This window comes from Deinococcus sonorensis KR-87 (assembly GCF_040256395.1).
In the GTDB taxonomy this organism is placed as follows: Bacteria; Deinococcota; Deinococci; order Deinococcales; family Deinococcaceae; genus Deinococcus; species Deinococcus sonorensis.
The window spans coordinates 2,508,772-2,525,334 of sequence record NZ_CP158299.1 but is presented as its reverse complement, the minus strand read 5'-3'; the positions used below and the strand labels follow the sequence as shown (position 1 = coordinate 2,525,334).

The window sequence follows — 16,563 nt, the reverse complement described above, 5'->3', positions numbered from 1 at the left end:
CGCCCCGTCCAGCTCAGGGCTTGAGCGCCTGGGCCTCCTGGAGGTGCATCTGGATGGCCGGCAGCAGCGCGGTGGCCAGATTCCGGGTGTCGGCCTTCTTGCCGGCCGTGAGTTCGTTCTGGAAGATGCTGAGGGCCAGCTGGTGGCCGAGCGTCTGCTCCTGAATGTAGGCGGTGTCGAAGGCCGCGCCGTTCAGGCCGCTGAGCGTGACGACCTTGATCTGCAGGTCCGGCGGAAGCATGGTGGGCAGCGGCACACCCTGCGACTTCGCCAGCGCCTCAAGCTGCGCCTGGGCCTTGGTGTGGTCGTCGATCATCTGCTGCGCGAAACTCTTGACGGCGGCCGAGCTGGACTTGGCCAGCGCCAGTTGCGACGTCTTGATCTCGAACATGTTGCTGCCGGCCACGGCCTGCTCGAACAGGGTGTCGGGGTCCATGCTGGCGGGGGCCATGCCCATGCCCATCATCGGGGCACACGAGGCGAGGGCCAGGGAGAGCATCACAGCGGCGGGAAGAATCTTCATGGGGGTACCTCCGGGAGAGTGCGGATGAAGCCGGGAAGTCGGCGTCTGCAGCCATGGTGTGCGCCCGGACATGGAGGTTCACGCGAGGCGGCTAAATCGCGGTTGCAAGGCGGCTCATGCTGTAGCCCCAGCTACACTTCCCCAGGCCTCAGCGCGGCGGAGCCGGCTGAGCTATACTTTCCGCATGTTCCGGCCTGCCTGTTGCCTCTCGATGCGGTAGCAGCCCCGTTCTGCCGCCGCGCTCCACCCTGCCCGGGAGCGCGGCTTTTTTGTGTGTTCAAGGAGCCTCCATGACCGATCAGCAGCCCACCGTCTTCCCGGACCTGTACCTCCACGACACCCTGCAGCGCAAGAAGGTGCTGTTCACACCCACCACCCCGGGCCGGGTTGGCATGTACCTATGCGGACCAACCGTGTATTCCGACGCGCACGTGGGGCACGCCAAGAAGGAAGTGGCCTTCGACGTGGTGCGGCGCTACCTGATGCACCTGGGGTACCGGGTACGCTACGTCAGCAACATCACCGACGTGGGCCACCTGCAGAACGACGCCGACGAGGGGGAGGACAAGATCGCCAAGCGGGCCGCGCTGGAGCAGCTGCAGCCGATGGAGGTGGCCGAGAAGTACTTCTGGAGCTTCATGGACGACATGGCCCGGCTGAACGTGCTGCGGCCCGACATCCAGCCGCGCGCCACCGGGCACATCACCGAGCAGATCGAGCTGATCCGGGAACTGATCGAGCGCGGCCACGCCTACGAGTCGAACGGCAGCGTGTACTTCGATGTCCGCAGCTGGCCGAACTACGGCGAGCTGTCGGGCCGCCGCCTGGACGATCAGGAGGAGGGCACCCGCGAGGCGGTCCGCAGCGAGAAGCGAGACCCCCGCGACTTTGCCCTCTGGAAACGCGCGGAGCCGGCGCACATCATGCGCTGGGACTCGCCCTGGGGGGTCGGTTTTCCCGGCTGGCACATCGAGTGCAGCGCCATGAGCCTCAAGTACCTGGGCGAGGGCTTCGACATTCACGGCGGCGGCCTGGACCTGGAATTCCCGCACCACGAGGCCGAAATCGCCCAGGCGGAGGCGGCGGGCCACCCGTTCGCCCGCTACTGGATGCACAACAACATGCTGACCATCGGCGGCGAGAAGATGAGCAAGAGCAAGGGGAACTTCACCACCCTGCGCGACCTCTACACCCGCCTGGACCCGATGGTCGTGCGCTTCCTGCTGGTCAGCAGCCATTACCGCAGCATCACCGAGTTCAACGACGAGGCGTTCGTGGGGGCCCAGAACGGCTACCGGCGCCTGACCGACGCGCTGAACGAAGTGGAACGCCGGCTGCCGGACGCGCCCGAACGCGACGACTCGGCCCTGATCGCCCGCATCGAGGCACACCGGGCCGATTTCGAGCGCGCCATGCAGGACGACTTCAAGACTCCCGAGGCGGTCGCCGCGTTGTTTGGCCTGACCCGCGACGTGAATGAGGCGCTGGCCGGCGAGGTGGGCCGAGCAGGGCTGGAAGCGGCGCAGGCCGCCTACCGCACGCTGGGCGGTGAGGTGCTGGGGCTGTTTGCCGGGGGGCAGGGGCCGCAGCAGGATGACAGCCAGCTGCTCGACACCCTGATGGAACTGGTTCTGCAGGCGCGTCAGAACTACCGCCTGAACAAGCAGTACGCCGAGTCGGACCGGCTGCGCGACCGGCTGACCGAGGTGGGCCTGACCATCGAGGACACCAAGAACGGCCCGCGCTGGAAGAAGTAGCGCGGCCTACCCGGGCGGGGCGCTGAGCACCGTCCGGTCGGGTTCGGCCGGCCAGTCCTCCACCAGCGCCTGAATGCCCCGGGCATGGTCGGCGAACACCTGCTCCGGATGCTGCAGCAGCTGCGCCAGAGGAACCCAAGCCGCGCCCGGCGCAGCTGGCGGCGGCTCCGCCAGCACGGTCAGTTCTGCCAGGGTCACCCACTTCAGCCCCGCCACCCGGTCCGGATGGTCCAGCGTGCGGGACCGGAGCGGGGGCGGGAGGTGGTCCGCCCCCACCGCCAGCTGCGTGGCGGCCTTCCAGGACGCGGCCTCCGGGATGGCCAGCAGGCCCAGCCCGGGCCGTTCGGTGCGCGGCCGCAGCAGCACTGCGTTCCCATGAACCAGCACCGCGCCCACGGTCCGGATGGGGGAGACGGCCTGCAGCGCCTGCACCGCCGCCTGATCGGCCCAGACCTCGTCAAAGACGCCCTCCTGCGCCCACGCGCGCAGCTGGTCCAGCACCGCCGGCGTCACCGCCTGCGCCACTGCTGACCAGTCCCCAGCGGCCAGCCCGTCCCGCACGGCCGTGGCGTTCAGCGGCGAGACCACCCGGGTAGGCAGCAGGATCCATTCCGGGAACAGCCGCAGGTAGAAGCTGCTCTGGTCCTTAGCAAAGCCGCACAGCACGGTCCGGGCCGGGTCGCCACTCACGCCACGGCGCAGCTCCTCCACCCACAGCGGCAGCCGGTAATAGCTGTCGCGCAGCCGCACAAAGCGCACCCGCTCCAGCGCTACTCCGGCCTCCTGCAGCATGGAGCGGATCAGCCGCTCGCGCTCGCCGTCACTTAGCGGGTTCTTGGGCGTACGGGCCGCGCGGGCGCTGCCCAGCACTACGCACAGCTGCTCAGCGTGCTGCAGCGCCTCCAGCATCAACGCCAGATGGGCGCGGTGCGGCGGTTGGAAGCGGCCGATCAGCACCGCTTGCTGGGCCTGCATCGCTGGGCGGGTCAGGCGCGCTGGGCCTGCAGCGCGCCGTCCAGCACCTTGTGCAGCCGCTCGCGATCGAACAGCCGGTGGCCCTCCATCAACCCGCGCTCGCCGGCGTGCAGGTGCCAGTGCTTGCTGCTGCCCATCAGCCGCAGTTGCACACTCTTGAGGTCCACATGACGTGGGCTGACCGCCGCGATCAGCACTGGCTGACCCGCCGCGTTGAGGCTCGCGCTGGCGGTGGTGGTGGGCAGGTCGTAGGGGCGCTCCATGCGGTAGATGTAATCCGGGAAATCGCTGACCTTGACATACTCCAGGCCGCCGCTCGCGGCGTACTCGCGCATCCAGCCGAGCAGCTCCACCCACTGCTGGTACAGCTTCGCATCGTCATGTGACATGTGGAACAAGTGTACCAGACAGGGAAGCGCCGCCCCCTACGTAGGGGGACGGCGCTTCGCATTTTAGGGTCAGAGTGTCTCTGTGGTGTCACCTTGAATGTTACATGTGGTGTAAGTGCCTACTCTTGGAATCACAATACCGCTGGTATCGGCTTTTACATTCCTGCCAGTGCTAGTGTTGACTGTTACAAATGTATAAAAGCTGCCAACTCGATCTGCTTGATTTACAGTCACAAGCTTGACTTTCGTGGCGATTGGCTTTACTACAATGCCTTGGGGAAGAAATCCAGATTCGCCAGGGGCTGATGAATCTGCATAAAACGTCAGTCTATAGTCATTGGTATTAAGTGCAGCGAGCTCGCTGGCAGAGATGGTTTTTACGTAATTGTTATCGTAAGCACTAGTAGTCGAGCCTTTCAGCTGGACAGTTAGATCTTTTATTCCGCCCACAAGGGTGAAGTATGTAGCAACTGCAGTCTGACTGGCATATGTCCCATCCAACTGTTTTACATTGTCGCAGGCTACGTATTCGCCCTGGCCGGTTTTATATTCTGTTTTTAGATTAGTGATTCTGATGCTCGCACTACCATCAGGGGCTACACCGGAACTTCCACACGAAGCGAGTATCGCCGCCAACCCGATCAGACCCAGGAGTTTGTTCATAGCTCTCACTGTTGCCCACCAAGCTGACGGCCATGTGACCTCCCCTTAAGCAACCCTGAGTGAACTGATAAACTCAGCAGTTATGGACGTGAAGGTACAGCTCAAACAGGCCGTCGAGCAGGCCGCGCAGCAGCTCGGGGCCAGCATCGAGGCGGTTATCCAGGAGACGCCCGCAGATAAGCCGGGCGATTACGGCACGCCCGCCGCCTTCCTGCTCGCCAAGGCGCTGCGCCAGAATCCGGCCCAGATCGCCGCGCAGCTGGCGGCGTCGGTGCAGCTGCCCCAGGGCATCGCCCGCGCCGAGGCTGTGGGACCGTACCTCAACTTCTTCGTAGATGCGGGTGCCTTCGTGCAGGGCGTGGTGGAGCAGCGTCCGCCGGTGCCGGAACCGGCCGGCAAGGTGGTGATCGAGCACACCAGCGTGAACCCCAACAAGGAACTGCACGTGGGGCACGTGCGCAACGTGGTGTTGGGCGACAGCATGGCCCGCATCTTCCGGGCGGCCGGCTACCGCACCGAGGTGCAGAACTACATCGACGACACCGGGCGGCAGGCGGCCGAGAGCCTCTATGCCCAGCAGCACTACGGCCTGGAGTGGGACGGGGTGCAGAAGTACGACCAGTTCATGGGTCAGGGCTACGTGCGCCTGAACGCCGACCCGCAGAAGCCGGAGCTGGAGCCGGGCATCCGCGAGGTGATGCACCAGCTGGAGGCCGGGGAGCGCCGGGCGGAGATCGAGCAGCTGGTCCGGGCGCACCTGATCACGTGTTTCCGGCTGGGCGCGCGCTACGACCTGCTCAACTGGGAGTCGGACGTGGTGGGCAGCGGCTTCCTGAGCAAGGCGATGCAGATCCTGGAAGCGTCGCCCAGCACCAGCCACCCCGACGAGGGCAAGTACCGGGGCGCCTTCGTGATGGACGTGTCCGAGTTCATGCCGGGGCTGGAGGAGCCGAAGGTGGTGCTGATCCGGTCGGATGGCACCGCCATGTACGCCGCCAAGGACATCGGCTACCAGTTCTGGAAGTTCGGGCTGTTCGAGGGGATGCGCTTCCGGCCCTTCGAGACGGACCCGGAAGGCCGGGAGATCTGGACGAGCCATCCACAGGGCGAGCCGGACCTGGAGCGACGCTTCGCGCACGCCTACGAGGTCATCAACGTCATCGACTCGCGTCAGGAGCACCCGCAGCGCATCGTGGCGGCCAGCCTGGGCGTGGCGGGCCATCCGGACGAGGAGCGGCGCAGCATCCACCTCAGCTACGCCTTCGTGACCTTCGAGGGGCAGACCATCTCCGGGCGTAAGGGGGTGGGCGTCAGCGCGGACGAGGTGATGGACGAGGCCGAGCGCCGGGTGACGGCCCTGATGCAGGAGCTGAAGCCGGACGTGGTGGGCACCGAGGAAGGCCGGGAGATCGTACGGCGCATTGCCATCGGGGCGATCCGCTTCGCGATGGTCAAGGCCGAGCCGACCCGCACCATCGACTTCCGCTGGGATCAGGCGCTGGCGCTGCAGGGCGACACCGCCCCGTATGTCCAGTACGCGGCGGTGCGCGCCGGGAACATCCTGAACCGGGCGGCGGCGGAAGGGTACACCCCAGGCGGCCCCGACTGGAGCCAGGTCACCCCGCTGGAACTGGAACTGGCCAAGGTGGTGGCCCGCGCGCCGCAGGTGGTCCAGACGGCCGTGCGGGTCCACAGCCCGCACGTGGTGGCGCAGTACGCGCTGGACCTGGCCACAGCCTTCAACGCCTGGTACAACGCCAAGGGCCCGGACGGCCGCCCGGCCACCAATGTGCTTCAGTCGCCCGCTGGGCTGCGCGAGGCGCGGCTCAGTCTGGTGGCGCGGCTGCGCGAGGCGATGGAGGAGTCGCTGGCCCTGCTGGGCATCGAGGTGCCGAGTGCCATGTGAGCGGGGCGGTGTGACGCCGGCACCACAGCGCCGCGGGCCGGCGCGGCAGACTGCGGGCATGCCCCATCCCTGTCTGGAGTCCGCTCATGAATGAAACGCCCGCCTGGCGCGTGTGGCTGGTCACGGCGCTGTGCGCCGGCTGGGCGATCCTGGCGCTGGCCAGCGTGCGCGGCGGCAAGTGGCCGGTCGCGGCCATCTGCGTCGTGCTGCTGGCCGCCAACCTGCTCACGCTGTATCGCCTGACCCGCAGAGACAGGCCGGGCCGGTAAAGCAATCCATTTGGAGTGGCGGTTACAAGACCGCCACTTCTCCTTTTCTCCTTGCCTACTCTCCGCTGCCGAGCTGCAGCAGGGTCTTCTGCCGCTTCTCAAAGCGCACCGTCAGCACGCCGCTGCCGAGCTGCGCCTGGGCGCTCTGCGACACCACCGGCTCCGGGAAGCGCATGGTCCGGCTGAAGGTGCCCAGCGGCCGTTCGCGGCGCAGCGGCTCGGCGTGCAGCAGGGTGGTCCGTTCGCCGGCCACCGTCACCTCGTCGCCCTCCTCCAGCAGTTCCAGACGCTGCGGGTCCACGCCCGGTACGTCCAGCATCAGCACCAGGTGGGTGCCCTCGTCCAGCCAGTCGGCCGCCGGCTCCCAGGGGCCGGTGGTGGCCAGGGTTTCGACCTCCTGGCGCAGTTGCATCAGGTTGTTCAGTCGGGTGAGCACCGGCTCGTTCATACCCACGAGCGTAGCACCACGCCCGTGGGGGCGTGGGGTGATGGCCGTCCCATTTTCCCGGGCCGCTACAATCGCTGGCGTGCTGGTGCCGATCCTGACCGCCCCCACCGCCTCCGGCAAGACCGGCCTGAGCCTGATGCTGGGCCGGCGCGTTCCACTGGAGGTGATCGCCGCCGACGCCTTTACCGTCTACCGGGGCCTGGATGTGGGCACCGCCAAGCCCAGCGCCGAGGAGCGGGCGGCGGTCCCGCATCACCTGATCGACGTGGCGGACGTGCGGGAGACGTTCGATGTGGCCCGCTACGTGCAGCTCGCGGAGGCAGCCATCCAGCAGGTGCTGGAACGTGGCCGGCTGCCGGTGGTGGTGGGCGGCACCGGCTTTTACCTCTCGGCGCTGATGCAGGGGCTGCCGCTGACCCCGCCCAGCCGTCCGGAGCAGCGGGCCGCGCTGGAAGCCGAACTGCAGACGCGCGGCCTGGACGCCCTGCTTGCCGAGATGGAGGCGCTTAATCCCGCCGAGGCCCGGCGGATGGAACGCAACCCGCGCCGGGTGGTGCGTGCGCTGGAGGTGTACCGAGAGAGCGGCCGCTGGCCCGGCGAGTACGGCCGCAGCCAGCCGGCGCACCGCTACACGGTGGTGGCCTTCGCCCCACCGCTGCCGGAGCTGGACCGCCGCATCGAGGCGCGCACCCGCGCCATGCTGGACGGCGGCCTGCTGGAGGAGGCGGCGTGGCTGAGCCGGGAGGTGCCGCCCACCCTGGACCCGCTGCCGACCGTCTGGCAGGCCATCGGGTACCGCGAGGCGCTGGCGGTGCTGGACCAGACCCTGACCCGGGAAGCCGCCGCCGAGCACATCACGGTGGCCACTCGCCAGTACGCCCGCCGCCAGCTGACCTGGATCCGCCGGCAGCTGAAGGTGGAGGTCCAGACCCCTGAGCAGGCCGCCGAGACGCTGGGGGCCGCCGTGTCTGGCAGACTGACGCCATGAGCGAACAGACGCGTGTCACGGTCATCACGGGAGCGGCGCAGGGCATTGGGCGGCGTACGGCCGAGCGGTGTGCAGAGCGGGGCGATCGGCTGGCCCTGCTGGACCTGCAGCCCTCCGAGGTGCCGGCCGGCGCCGACGCCCTGGTCCTGACCGGCGACCTGAGCGACGAACAGGTGGTGCTGGGCCACACCGCCGCCATCCTGGAGCGCTTCGGCCGGGTGGACGCGCTGGTGAACAACGCGGGCATCAGTTTCATCACGCCCGCCGAGGACACCACCGCCGCAGGCTTCCGGCGGGTGCTGGACGTGAACCTGCTGGCCCCCTTCCTGCTGAGCCGCGAACTGGGGCGCGTGATGCTGCAGCAGGGCTCTGGCAGCATCGTAAACGTGGCGTCGGTGGCGGGCCTGCTGGGCATCGCGGACCGGGCCGCCTACAACGCCAGCAAGCACGGCCTGATCGGGCTGACCCGCACCCTGGCCGCCGAGTGGGGCGGGCGCGGCGTGCGGGTCAACGCGGTGTGCCCCGGCTGGGTCAAGACCGAAATGGACGTGGCGGACATGGGCAGCGGCGCCTATTCCGATGCGGACATTGAGGCGCGGGTGCCGATGGGCCGCTTTGCCGCCCCGGACGACATCGCGGCGGCGATCCTGTACCTCACCGACGCCTCGGCCAGCCCCTTCGTGAACGGCATCGCGCTGAGCGTGGACGGTGGCTGGGCCGCCGACGGCAGCTGGGACACGCTGCGGCTGCGCAAGCGCTGACGCGAGCCCCAACGCCGGGTGAAGCCCCCGCTTATGTCCGGCGGTCCCACGCCGCGCATGCTGGGCGGCATGACCCAGCCAGACGAGCAGCAGCAAGGCGGCCAGACCCCGGACCCCTCAGACCTGGACGAACTGAACAGCGGGATGGCCGAGGTACGGACCGGCGACGCCGACCGGGTGGAGGAACCGGAAGCCGGTGAGGCTCACCCCGCCGACGACTCACCCGGCGACCACTGACGTCTCGGCGAGCGCCAGACTGAACCCGGTCAGTGAGGACAGGCCCAGCGCCGGATACCCCACCTCCCGGGCCGCCTCATCCCCGTAGAGGGCCGCGAAACAGGCGGGCCAGTGGTCGCTGTTCCTCAGGGGGGCCAGCACCTCGCGGGTGTAGGCCAGATCGTCCGGGTCGAGTGGCAGAGGCGCCCCGCCGAAGGCGCCGTCGCCAGCGGCCAGCGCGGCGCCTTCCTGCTGCAGCATGGCGTCCAGCGTAAGTGGCCGTCCGTGGTGCGCCTGCCACGCGGCCCGGCGCACCGCCGACCGCAGCTGCGAGCGCAGATAGGCGGGCGTGGGCTCCACATGGGTCCACAGCTGCACGGTGATCCACCGGCCAGCGGCGGTCTGCTGCGCCGAGGGCGGCAGCTTCTCCCCCTCAAAGCGCCAGGCGGCGTCGGTGAGCCAGCGCTGCGTCCAGCCATTGCCCGGCTGGTCCGCCACCACCAGCAGCACCCGCCCGTGCAGACCAGCGCTCCACGGCTCGCTCTCCACTGCCTTCAGAAATTCAGCGGCCTGCCGCTCCGCCTCCATCCCGATCAGGCGGTCCAGATACTCCGGCTGCCGCTTGCCCATGGGCGAGAAGTCGCCCAGCGGCAACAGCTCCGGGCCGTCCACCATCAGCCGCTTGTAGGCCCAGTACCGCTCCATGCTGTACAGCTCGCCCACGTCATAGACGGCGCGCAGTTCACGCAGAATCGGGTGGAGGATCAGCCGCATGGTCACAGTCTGACGCCCCGTGCCGCCCCCGGCATCGGCCAGATGACCGATGCTGCGCGCCTGTCTGGCCGCCATCCTAGGGCATGGTCATCACTGCCTCCGGTCCCACCCTGCCCGAACTCCTGTCGCTGTACGGCTCGGTGGGCTGGACCAGCTACACCGCCGACCCCGGCATGCTGGAACGCGCCGTTCAGCAGAGCAGCCACGTGCTGTGCGCCCGCAGCGGCACCGGCGAACTGATCGGCCTGATCCGGGCGGTGTCGGACGACGTGAGCATCTGCTACATCCAGGACCTGCTGGTACGGCCCGAGCATCATCGGCAGGGGGTGGGGCGGGCGCTGATGGTGCAGCTGCTGGACCGCTACGCGCACGTGATGCAGCGGGTCCTGCTCACCGATAACGGCGAGGCCCAGCACGCCTTCTACAGTTCGCTGGGGTTTCACGATACCCGGACCCTGGTCCAGCTGCCCACCACCTGCTTCTACCAGGACACCCGGCACCCGCTGGGCTAACTGGCGGCGGACCCCCCTGGTCCTCCACCAGGAGTACGACTTTGTTTTGGTGGAGGCCGCATACCGTCAAGGCTGGCCCGAGGCTGGCGCGGACCAATACAAGACGCACCCGCGCGCGGCCCAGGGATGATGGCTGGTGCAGGTGCTGCTGGACCAGTCGGTCGTCGAGTACGTGCTGACCTTCGAGCGGCCGGTGGCCTGAGCCTCAGACCGGCGCTTCGTTGCGGGCGCGCTCGGCCAGGAAGTCCTTGACCGCCTGGGCCGCCCGCAGGTTCATGCCCGGCACCTGGGCTATGTCCTGCACGCTGGCAGCCGCCAGTTCCTCCAGGCTGGTGAAGCTCTCCAGCAGCGCGTCCTGCCGCTTCTGCCCGATGCCCGGCAGCCCGTCGAACACGCTGCGCAGCATGTCGGCGCCGCGCAGCTTGCGGTGGTAGGTGATGGCGTAGTTGTGCACCTCGTCGCGCACCCCGATCAGGGTCCGCAGGGCCGGGTGGGTGTGCGGCAGCAGCAGTTCGCGGTTCACGCCCACCTCGCTGCCACCCTCCAGCCACCACTGCGCTCCGAAGCGCCCCGGCAGGATGATGCGCTCCTCGCGCTTGGCCAGCCCCACCACCGGCAGCTGCAGGTTTAGCGCCTTGAGGGCATCCAGCGCGGCGTTCACTTGTCCGCGTCCGCCGTCGATCAGCAGCAGGTCCGGCAGCGGCAGCTTGTCGGCCAGACTGCCGGAGAAGCGCCGGGTGATGGTCTGGTTCATGGCGGTGTAGTCGTCCGGGTGGTCCAGGCCCTTCACCTTGAAGCGCCGGTGCTCGCCGCGCCGCGCCCGCCCGCCCTCGAACACCACCATGCCCGACACGATGTTGGTGCCGAACAGGTTGCTGTTGTCGTAACCCTCGATGCGCCAGGGCCGCTCCGGCAGGCTCAGCACCTCGCGCAGCGCGTCCAGGCCCGGGTGGTCGCCGCGCTTCTCCAGCAGCGCCAGCTCGCTCTCCAGCCCCGCCTGGGCGTTGCGCCCGGCCATCTCGATCAGCTCCAGCTTGTCCCCGCGCTTGGGGGTCCGCATCTCGATGCGCCGTTCGGCCCGCTCCGAGAGCAGTTCTCCCCACAGCGGCGCGTCCTCGTACTCGGTGGGCAGCAGGATCAGCGGCGGTACGTGGGTGGCCTGGGCGTAGTAGTCCTGCACGAAGGCCCCGATCACCTCGCCGGCATCCGACTCCTCGGCGCCGGTCAGGAAGCGCTTGTCGCGCCCCACCACGCGCCCGCCGCGCATCCGGAACAACTGCACCATCGCGAACTCCCCCGCCTGCGCGAAGCCCAGGAAGTCCAGGTCGGTCTCGTCGCTCACATACGCGCTCTGCTCGGTGCCGAACAGCTTCTCGGTGGCCTGCAGCCGGTCACGCAGCCGCATCGCCTGCTCGAAGTCCTGCTTCTGGGCGGCCTCGCGCATCGCGTCCTTCAGGCCGCTCAGCACCGAGGCGGCGCGGCCTTCCAGCAGCGCCTTCACGTCGGCCACCACCCGGGCGTACTCGTCCGGGTCGGCGCGGTCCACGCACGGCCCCAGGCAGCGGCCCATGTGGTAGTTCAGGCACGGGCGCGGCTTGTGCTGCATCGGCAGGCCGGAATTCTTGCGCAGCGGATACATGGTGTCGATCAGGTGCTTGACCCGCCGCACCGCGCCCGCGTCCGGGTACGGGCCGTAGTAGCTGGCCCCGTCCTTGATGACCCGGCGCGTCACCACCAGCATCGGGTAGGCCTCGTTGGTCAGCTTCAGGAACGGGTAGTGCTTGTCGTCCTTGAGCAGCACGTTGTAGTGCGGGCGGTGCTGCTTGATGAGGTTGGCCTCCAGCACCAGCGCCTCCACCTCGTTGCGGGCGGTGATGAACTCCAGCTGTTCGGCCTCGGCGGTGAAGCGCCCGCTCTTGCCGCCGGCCTTGAAGTGCTGGCCCACCCGCGAACGGATGTTCTTGGCCTTGCCGATATAGATGGGCGTGGTTCCCTTGCCCCGGAAGATGTACACGCCGGGGGAGGTGGGCAGCACCGGAAGGTCTTCGAAGCGCACAGGTCCATATTACGCCCCAGGCAAAATCCGCACCGTGAGCCGAAACGTGCCCGGCCTTCACCCGGCGCCAGGGAAAGTTATGCAGCTTTCAAGGCGGTTCCGGGGGGGCGGGGTATGCTGAACCGAGCGCGGCCCTGGCCGCAGAAGTCACCGCACCCACCCGCCCCGAGCCGGGGCCAAGGAGCAGGAATGTCAGATCGCAGCGCCGTACTTGAACCCGCCCCCCAGACGCAGGACCGTTTCGCCTACAAGTTCGGCCGGGAAGGCATCACCTTCGACGACGTGCTGCTGCAGCCGCGCCACTCGCAGGTGCTGCCGCATCAGGTGAGCGTGGGCACCCAGCTGACCCGCCGCATCCGGCTGAACATCCCCTTCCTGTCGGCGGCCATGGACACCGTCACCGAGACCGGCATGGCGGTCGCGATGGCCCGCGAGGGCGGCATCGGCGTGATTCACAAGAACATGCCCATCGAGCGTCAGGCCGAGATGGTCCGCAAGGTCAAGCGCAGCGAGAGCGGCATGATCGTGGACCCGATCACCCTGCCGGTCACCGCCACGGTGCGCGAGGCCGAGGCGATGATGGCCGAGTACCGCATCAGCGGCGTGCCGATCACCGACGAGCACGGCACCCTGCTGGGCATCATCACCAACCGTGACCTGCGCTTTGTCGAGGACCTGAACCTGCCGGTCTCGGACGTGATGACCAAGGACGAGCTGGTAACGGTGCCGGTCGGCACCACGCTGGAGGAGGCGCAGCAGATCTTCAAGCGCACCCGCATCGAGAAGCTGCTGGTGGTGGACGACGCCTACAAGCTGAGGGGCCTGATCACCATCAAGGACCTGACCAAGCGCGTGAAGTACCCGAACGCCGCGAAGGACCACCTGGGCCGCCTGCGGGTGGCGGCGGCCATCGGGGTCAGTGCCGACCTGATGGAGCGCGCCGGAGCGCTGGTCGCGGCCGGGGTGGACGTGCTGGTGCTGGACAGCGCCCACGGCCACTCGGAGGGCATCCTGCAGGCGGTGGCGCAGGTCAAGGCCGCCTTTGACGTGGACGTGATCGCCGGCAACGTGGCGACCCGCGAGGGCACCCTGGCGCTGATCCAGGCGGGCGCCGACGCGGTGAAGGTGGGCATCGGGCCCGGCAGCATCTGCACCACCCGGGTCGTCACGGGCGTGGGCGTGCCGCAGATCACCGCCATCTTCGAGGCGGCCGAGGCGGCGGCCCCGCACGGCATCCCGGTGATCGCGGACGGCGGCATCAAGCAGACGGGCGACGTGCCCAAGGCGATTGCGGCCGGGGCCAGCGCGGTGATGATGGGCAGCATGCTGGCCGGCACCGACGAGGCCCCTGGGGAGCTGGTGCTGCGCGACGGCCGCCGCTACAAGAGCTACCGCGGGATGGGGTCGCTGGGCGCGATGGACCAGGGCTCGGCCGACCGCTACTTCCAGGGCGGCAGCCGAAAGTTCGTGCCAGAGGGCATCGAGGGCATTGTGGCCTACAAGGGCACCGCCGGCGAGGTCATCTACCAGTTCGTGGGCGGCCTGCGCAGCAGCATGGGCTACTGCGGCGCCGCCGACCTGCCCAGCCTGACCCGCGACGCCCAGTTCGTGCGCATCACCGGGGCCAGTCTGGTGGAGAGCCACCCGCACGGCGTGACCATCACCCGCGAGGCGCCGAACTACAGCAAGTAGGCCGGAAACAGCAGCAAGCCCGCCAGAAATGGCGGGCTTGTCTTTGGTGGAGCCGAGGGGGATCGAACCCCTGACCTCGTCATTGCGAACGACGCGCTCTCCCAGCTGAGCTACGGCCCCGCAGCGCTGCTCGGTTGCGGGCGAGACAGAGACTAGCATGCGCCCCCGGAGCGCGCAAGGGGGCGCTCAGAACGGCACCGGGCGGCTGCTGACCAGCGGCTCGCGCGCCTCGGTGTCCACCAGCACTTCCAGGTACTCGCGGGCCGTCAGCGCGTCGATCATGGCAAAGCGGTTGGTGCTGTTGACCATGATGCCGTCCTTGATCTGGGTATGGCCGTACACCCCGTAGCTCAGCCCCGACATCTGCACGTACTCCGGGTGCTCGTGCCACCAGCGCTTGTGGGTGTGGTCGGCGTAGAACAGGTCGTCGTAGTGGGTCATGGACGGCAGCGGCCCCACGTGCGCGAACTGCAGCCGGCCCACCCGCAGCTCGCGCAGGAAGCTCTGGAACCACGCTTTCAGGTCCGGGGGCAGCAGGATGCCACCCCGGTTCGGGTCGAATTCGATGTGCACCAGCCCGCCGGCGGTGCCGAGCAGGTAGCCGGCGTTGATCACCACGTCGTCGTGATTGCCCAGAATGATGTGCACCGATGCCGGGGCCGCCTGCTGGTAACGCCGCAGTCGTTCCAGCTGCCGCACCTGGGCGCGCGCCGCCAGAAACAGCTGCTCCGGGTCCTGAGCGTCGAAGCTGGGCCGTCCGATCAGCCGGGCGTACTCGCGCTCCGACTTGGGATGCACCAGGTCGCCGATCAGCACGACCTGAAAGGTGCCGTTCAGCACCGGCGGCGTCGGCAGGCCCGCCGCGTCCATGCAGCTGGCCGCCCGCAGCGCCTCCCACAGTAGCTCGAAGTCAGCGTGCACGTCACCGATGGCGATGAACTTACATCTCAAGCGCTTGCCTCATTCCCGTGACAGGATAGCGGGCCGGGTGGGGAGAGGCGCGTCAATGGCGCGGCAGGCCCTTGAGTTCCTTGTAGACCTCGCGGCTCTCGTCCAGCGTGTTGCCGTAGCCGCGCCGCGCCAGCACCCGCGCCGCCTGGGCCCCCAGCCCCGCCTCGCGCAGCTGTTCCAGCAGGTCGTCGATGTGCTGCCGCGCCCGCTCCAGCTGCGGGTCGCGCGGCGGGGCGGGCGGCAGCGTGGTGGCCGGCGCCGCGGTGGCCGGGGCCTCCTGATCCAGCTCGTGAACGTTGGCCCCCTCCTCCTCGTCGTACTCCACCCACTGCGCCTCACTGGCCGCCGGAGTCACCCCGAAGGCCCGCAATGCGTCGGCCAGCGCCAGCCGGCGAGCATCGTCCAGGCTGTGGCCCTGCGCGAGCCCCTCGCGCTCCATGCCGCTCAGCGTCAGGCGGGCGACCACCACGGGCGGGGCCACATGTTCGGCGCGGTAATGCACCGCCCACTCGTTGCCCAGGGTGCGGTCCAGCCCGGCGTACAGCAGGTCGAGGTCGGGCGCGGGCATCACCTGGGCGCGGTCGCCCCGGACCGTCAGGACGGCCCAGCTGTGGAGGGCCTGCCGCAGCGCCTCGCGGGCGCGGTCGAGTTCGGACATGCGCTGAGTCTACGCGGCCAGGCGCGGGCTTGTCAGCCGCCCGCCGGGGTGACAGCTGTCACCCGGTCCGGCTGACGGCTGGGTCTGGGCGGCGCATCGGCCGAACCGCATGATGGACCCATGACGACCGCCGTGATCGAGCTGCAGAACGTCAGCAAGCGTTTCGGAGCGCAGCAGGCGCTGAGTGACCTCACCATGCAGGTGCAGCGGGGCGAACTGCTGGCGCTGCTGGGGCCCAATGGCGCCGGCAAGACCACCCTGATCAGCCTGATGCTGGGCCTGCGGCCCACCGACACCGGCACGGTCCGGCTGCTGGGCGGCGATCCGCGCCAGCCGGCCACCCGCGCCGGGGTGGGCGCGATGCTGCAGGACTCGGATGTGCCGGGCCTGCTGACGGTGCGCGAGACCGTGGACCTGTTCCGGGCGATGTACCCGGCCCCGCTGCCCACCGCGCAGGTGCTGCGGCTGGCCGGGCTGGAGGAGGTGGCGGGCAAGCGCACCGCCCAGCTGTCCGGCGGGCAGCGGCGCCGGCTGGTGTTCGCGCTGAGCATCGTGGGCGACCCGGAGGTGCTGTTTCTGGACGAGCCCACCACCGCCATGGATCCGGGCAGCCGGGTGGCGTTCTGGGCCGCCACCCAGGACATGCAGCGCCGGGGCCGCACCATCCTGCTCACCACCCACCACCTGGAGGAGGCCGAGCAGGTGGCCGACCGGGTGGTGGTGATGGACCGGGGCCGGGTGATCGCGGACGGCAGCAAGGACGAACTGCGCGCCCGGGCCGGGACCGCGCGCGTGCGCTTCCTGTCTTCTGCGCTGCCCGAGACGCTGCGCGAACTGGCTGGCCCGGACCCGCTGAGCCAGGACGACGCCGGGCGGTACACCGTCCGCACGGCGGCCCCGGAGCAGCTGCTGGCCCGGCTGTTCGCGGCGGGCGTGCCTCTGGGCGAGCTGGAAGTGACGCGCGCCAGCCTTGAAGACGCCTTCCTGAGCCTCACCGGTACCGGCCTCCGCGCCTGAAAGGAACT

At 69.0% G+C, this 16,563-nt stretch carries 18 protein-coding genes and 1 tRNA gene; 9 read left to right on the top strand and 10 right to left on the bottom strand.

From position 1 onward, the window contains the following. Positions 1–13 precede the first annotated feature (13 nt). The gene (locus ABOD76_RS17705; RefSeq protein ID WP_350243283.1) at positions 14–523 is read right to left on the bottom strand and encodes a DUF4142 domain-containing protein; all 510 of its coding nucleotides are present in this window, start codon (positions 521–523) and stop codon (positions 14–16) included. Positions 524–813: 290 nt separating this feature from the next. Between ABOD76_RS17705 and cysS the strand changes: the two genes are divergently transcribed. Continuing rightward, positions 814–2,280, top strand: a complete 1,467-nt coding sequence (cysS, locus tag ABOD76_RS17700; RefSeq protein ID WP_350243282.1) for a cysteine--tRNA ligase — start codon at positions 814–816, stop codon at positions 2,278–2,280. A 6-nt stretch (positions 2,281–2,286) separates the two neighbouring features. Here the strand turns inward: cysS and ABOD76_RS17695 are convergent, their stop codons facing one another. The 3 genes from ABOD76_RS17695 to ABOD76_RS17685 all read right to left on the bottom strand — a co-directional run bounded on the left by ABOD76_RS17695 (position 2,287) and on the right by ABOD76_RS17685 (position 4,307). After that, entirely contained in the window at positions 2,287–3,255 is a 969-nt protein-coding gene (locus ABOD76_RS17695; protein WP_350243281.1) for an adenylyltransferase/cytidyltransferase family protein, read from the bottom strand. A gap of 11 nt (positions 3,256–3,266) precedes the next feature. Continuing rightward, positions 3,267–3,644, bottom strand: a complete 378-nt coding sequence (locus tag ABOD76_RS17690; RefSeq protein ID WP_350243280.1) for an NADH-quinone oxidoreductase subunit 15 — start codon at positions 3,642–3,644, stop codon at positions 3,267–3,269. Between the two features lie 69 nt (positions 3,645–3,713). Continuing rightward, positions 3,714–4,307 (bottom strand): hypothetical protein, encoded by a 594-nt coding sequence (locus ABOD76_RS17685; RefSeq protein WP_350243279.1) that lies wholly within the window; start codon positions 4,305–4,307, stop codon positions 3,714–3,716. An 82-nt stretch (positions 4,308–4,389) separates the two neighbouring features. Here ABOD76_RS17685 and ABOD76_RS17680 point away from each other — a divergent pair, with 82 nt between their 5' ends. Both ABOD76_RS17680 and ABOD76_RS17675 read left to right on the top strand, forming a co-directional pair. Further along, positions 4,390–6,213 (top strand): arginine--tRNA ligase, encoded by a 1,824-nt coding sequence (locus ABOD76_RS17680; protein WP_350243278.1) that lies wholly within the window; start codon positions 4,390–4,392, stop codon positions 6,211–6,213. Positions 6,214–6,299: 86 nt separating this feature from the next. Further along, a complete protein-coding gene (locus ABOD76_RS17675) occupies positions 6,300–6,482 on the top strand; it encodes a hypothetical protein (protein ID WP_350243277.1) in 183 nt (60 codons plus the stop codon). A 55-nt stretch (positions 6,483–6,537) separates the two neighbouring features. Here ABOD76_RS17675 and ABOD76_RS17670 read toward each other — a convergent pair whose 3' ends face one another. Next, entirely contained in the window at positions 6,538–6,930 is a 393-nt protein-coding gene (locus ABOD76_RS17670; RefSeq protein ID WP_350243276.1) for an Hsp20/alpha crystallin family protein, read from the bottom strand. 70 nt (positions 6,931–7,000) lie between these two features. Between ABOD76_RS17670 and miaA the strand changes: the two genes are divergently transcribed. The 3 genes from miaA to ABOD76_RS17655 all read left to right on the top strand — a co-directional run bounded on the left by miaA (position 7,001) and on the right by ABOD76_RS17655 (position 8,916). After that, positions 7,001–7,918, top strand: coding sequence for a tRNA (adenosine(37)-N6)-dimethylallyltransferase MiaA (gene miaA / locus ABOD76_RS17665; RefSeq protein ID WP_350245301.1), 918 nt, complete (start codon positions 7,001–7,003; stop codon positions 7,916–7,918). After that, on the top strand, positions 7,915–8,679 hold the full coding sequence (locus ABOD76_RS17660) for an SDR family NAD(P)-dependent oxidoreductase (protein WP_350243275.1): 765 nt from the start codon (positions 7,915–7,917) through the stop codon (positions 8,677–8,679). The genes miaA and ABOD76_RS17660 overlap by 4 nt, the downstream gene beginning before the upstream one ends. Before the next feature lie 69 nt (positions 8,680–8,748). Then, the gene (locus ABOD76_RS17655; RefSeq protein WP_350243274.1) at positions 8,749–8,916 is read left to right on the top strand and encodes a hypothetical protein; all 168 of its coding nucleotides are present in this window, start codon (positions 8,749–8,751) and stop codon (positions 8,914–8,916) included. Here ABOD76_RS17655 and ABOD76_RS17650 read toward each other — a convergent pair. After that, positions 8,899–9,669 (bottom strand): hypothetical protein, encoded by a 771-nt coding sequence (locus tag ABOD76_RS17650; RefSeq protein ID WP_350243273.1) that lies wholly within the window; start codon positions 9,667–9,669, stop codon positions 8,899–8,901. The two genes, ABOD76_RS17655 and ABOD76_RS17650, sit on opposite strands and share 18 nt — an antisense overlap. An 83-nt stretch (positions 9,670–9,752) precedes the next feature. Here ABOD76_RS17650 and ABOD76_RS17645 point away from each other — a divergent pair, with 83 nt between their 5' ends. Continuing rightward, positions 9,753–10,181: a GNAT family N-acetyltransferase gene (locus tag ABOD76_RS17645; RefSeq protein WP_350243272.1), complete on the top strand. Its 429-nt coding sequence runs from the start codon at positions 9,753–9,755 to the stop codon at positions 10,179–10,181. 205 nt (positions 10,182–10,386) lie between these two features. Here ABOD76_RS17645 and uvrC read toward each other — a convergent pair whose 3' ends face one another. Beyond that, positions 10,387–12,237 (bottom strand): excinuclease ABC subunit UvrC, encoded by a 1,851-nt coding sequence (gene uvrC, locus ABOD76_RS17640; protein ID WP_350243271.1) that lies wholly within the window; start codon positions 12,235–12,237, stop codon positions 10,387–10,389. A 189-nt stretch (positions 12,238–12,426) separates the two neighbouring features. Here uvrC and guaB point away from each other — a divergent pair, with 189 nt between their 5' ends. Next, positions 12,427–13,929, top strand: a complete 1,503-nt coding sequence (guaB, locus tag ABOD76_RS17635) for an IMP dehydrogenase (RefSeq protein WP_350243270.1) — start codon at positions 12,427–12,429, stop codon at positions 13,927–13,929. Positions 13,930–13,973: 44 nt separating this feature from the next. Here the strand turns inward: guaB and ABOD76_RS17630 are convergent. The 3 genes from ABOD76_RS17630 to ABOD76_RS17620 all read right to left on the bottom strand — a co-directional run bounded on the left by ABOD76_RS17630 (position 13,974) and on the right by ABOD76_RS17620 (position 15,538). Further along, a tRNA-Ala gene (locus ABOD76_RS17630) sits at positions 13,974–14,049 on the bottom strand. A 66-nt stretch (positions 14,050–14,115) separates the two neighbouring features. Then, positions 14,116–14,880 (bottom strand): metallophosphoesterase, encoded by a 765-nt coding sequence (locus ABOD76_RS17625; protein ID WP_350243269.1) that lies wholly within the window; start codon positions 14,878–14,880, stop codon positions 14,116–14,118. A gap of 52 nt (positions 14,881–14,932) precedes the next feature. Beyond that, entirely contained in the window at positions 14,933–15,538 is a 606-nt protein-coding gene (locus ABOD76_RS17620; RefSeq protein ID WP_350243268.1) for a single-stranded DNA-binding protein, read from the bottom strand. 120 nt (positions 15,539–15,658) lie between these two features. On the opposite strand from ABOD76_RS17620, the gene ABOD76_RS17615 reads away from it, so the two are divergent. Further along, a complete protein-coding gene (locus tag ABOD76_RS17615) occupies positions 15,659–16,555 on the top strand; it encodes an ABC transporter ATP-binding protein (RefSeq protein WP_350243267.1) in 897 nt (298 codons plus the stop codon). Positions 16,556–16,563 lie beyond the last annotated feature (8 nt).

What these genes read in the sequence shown, in the direction of transcription:
- ABOD76_RS17705 (WP_350243283.1), bottom strand. Translation starts at nt 523, where the DNA reads ATGAAGATTCTTCCCGCCGCTGTGATGCTCTCCCTGGCCCTCGCCTCG.
- cysS (WP_350243282.1), top strand. Translation starts at nt 814, where the DNA reads ATGACCGATCAGCAGCCCACCGTCTTCCCGGACCTGTACCTCCACGAC.
- ABOD76_RS17695 (WP_350243281.1), bottom strand. Translation starts at nt 3,255, where the DNA reads ATGCAGGCCCAGCAAGCGGTGCTGATCGGCCGCTTCCAACCGCCGCAC.
- ABOD76_RS17690 (WP_350243280.1), bottom strand. Translation starts at nt 3,644, where the DNA reads ATGTCACATGACGATGCGAAGCTGTACCAGCAGTGGGTGGAGCTGCTC.
- ABOD76_RS17685 (WP_350243279.1), bottom strand. Translation starts at nt 4,307, where the DNA reads ATGAACAAACTCCTGGGTCTGATCGGGTTGGCGGCGATACTCGCTTCG.
- ABOD76_RS17680 (WP_350243278.1), top strand. Translation starts at nt 4,390, where the DNA reads ATGGACGTGAAGGTACAGCTCAAACAGGCCGTCGAGCAGGCCGCGCAG.
- ABOD76_RS17675 (WP_350243277.1), top strand. Translation starts at nt 6,300, where the DNA reads ATGAATGAAACGCCCGCCTGGCGCGTGTGGCTGGTCACGGCGCTGTGC.
- ABOD76_RS17670 (WP_350243276.1), bottom strand. Translation starts at nt 6,930, where the DNA reads ATGAACGAGCCGGTGCTCACCCGACTGAACAACCTGATGCAACTGCGC.
- ABOD76_RS17660 (WP_350243275.1), top strand. Translation starts at nt 7,915, where the DNA reads ATGAGCGAACAGACGCGTGTCACGGTCATCACGGGAGCGGCGCAGGGC.
- ABOD76_RS17655 (WP_350243274.1), top strand. Translation starts at nt 8,749, where the DNA reads ATGACCCAGCCAGACGAGCAGCAGCAAGGCGGCCAGACCCCGGACCCC.
- ABOD76_RS17650 (WP_350243273.1), bottom strand. Translation starts at nt 9,669, where the DNA reads ATGCGGCTGATCCTCCACCCGATTCTGCGTGAACTGCGCGCCGTCTAT.
- ABOD76_RS17645 (WP_350243272.1), top strand. Translation starts at nt 9,753, where the DNA reads ATGGTCATCACTGCCTCCGGTCCCACCCTGCCCGAACTCCTGTCGCTG.
- guaB (WP_350243270.1), top strand. Translation starts at nt 12,427, where the DNA reads ATGTCAGATCGCAGCGCCGTACTTGAACCCGCCCCCCAGACGCAGGAC.
- ABOD76_RS17620 (WP_350243268.1), bottom strand. Translation starts at nt 15,538, where the DNA reads ATGTCCGAACTCGACCGCGCCCGCGAGGCGCTGCGGCAGGCCCTCCAC.
- ABOD76_RS17615 (WP_350243267.1), top strand. Translation starts at nt 15,659, where the DNA reads ATGACGACCGCCGTGATCGAGCTGCAGAACGTCAGCAAGCGTTTCGGA.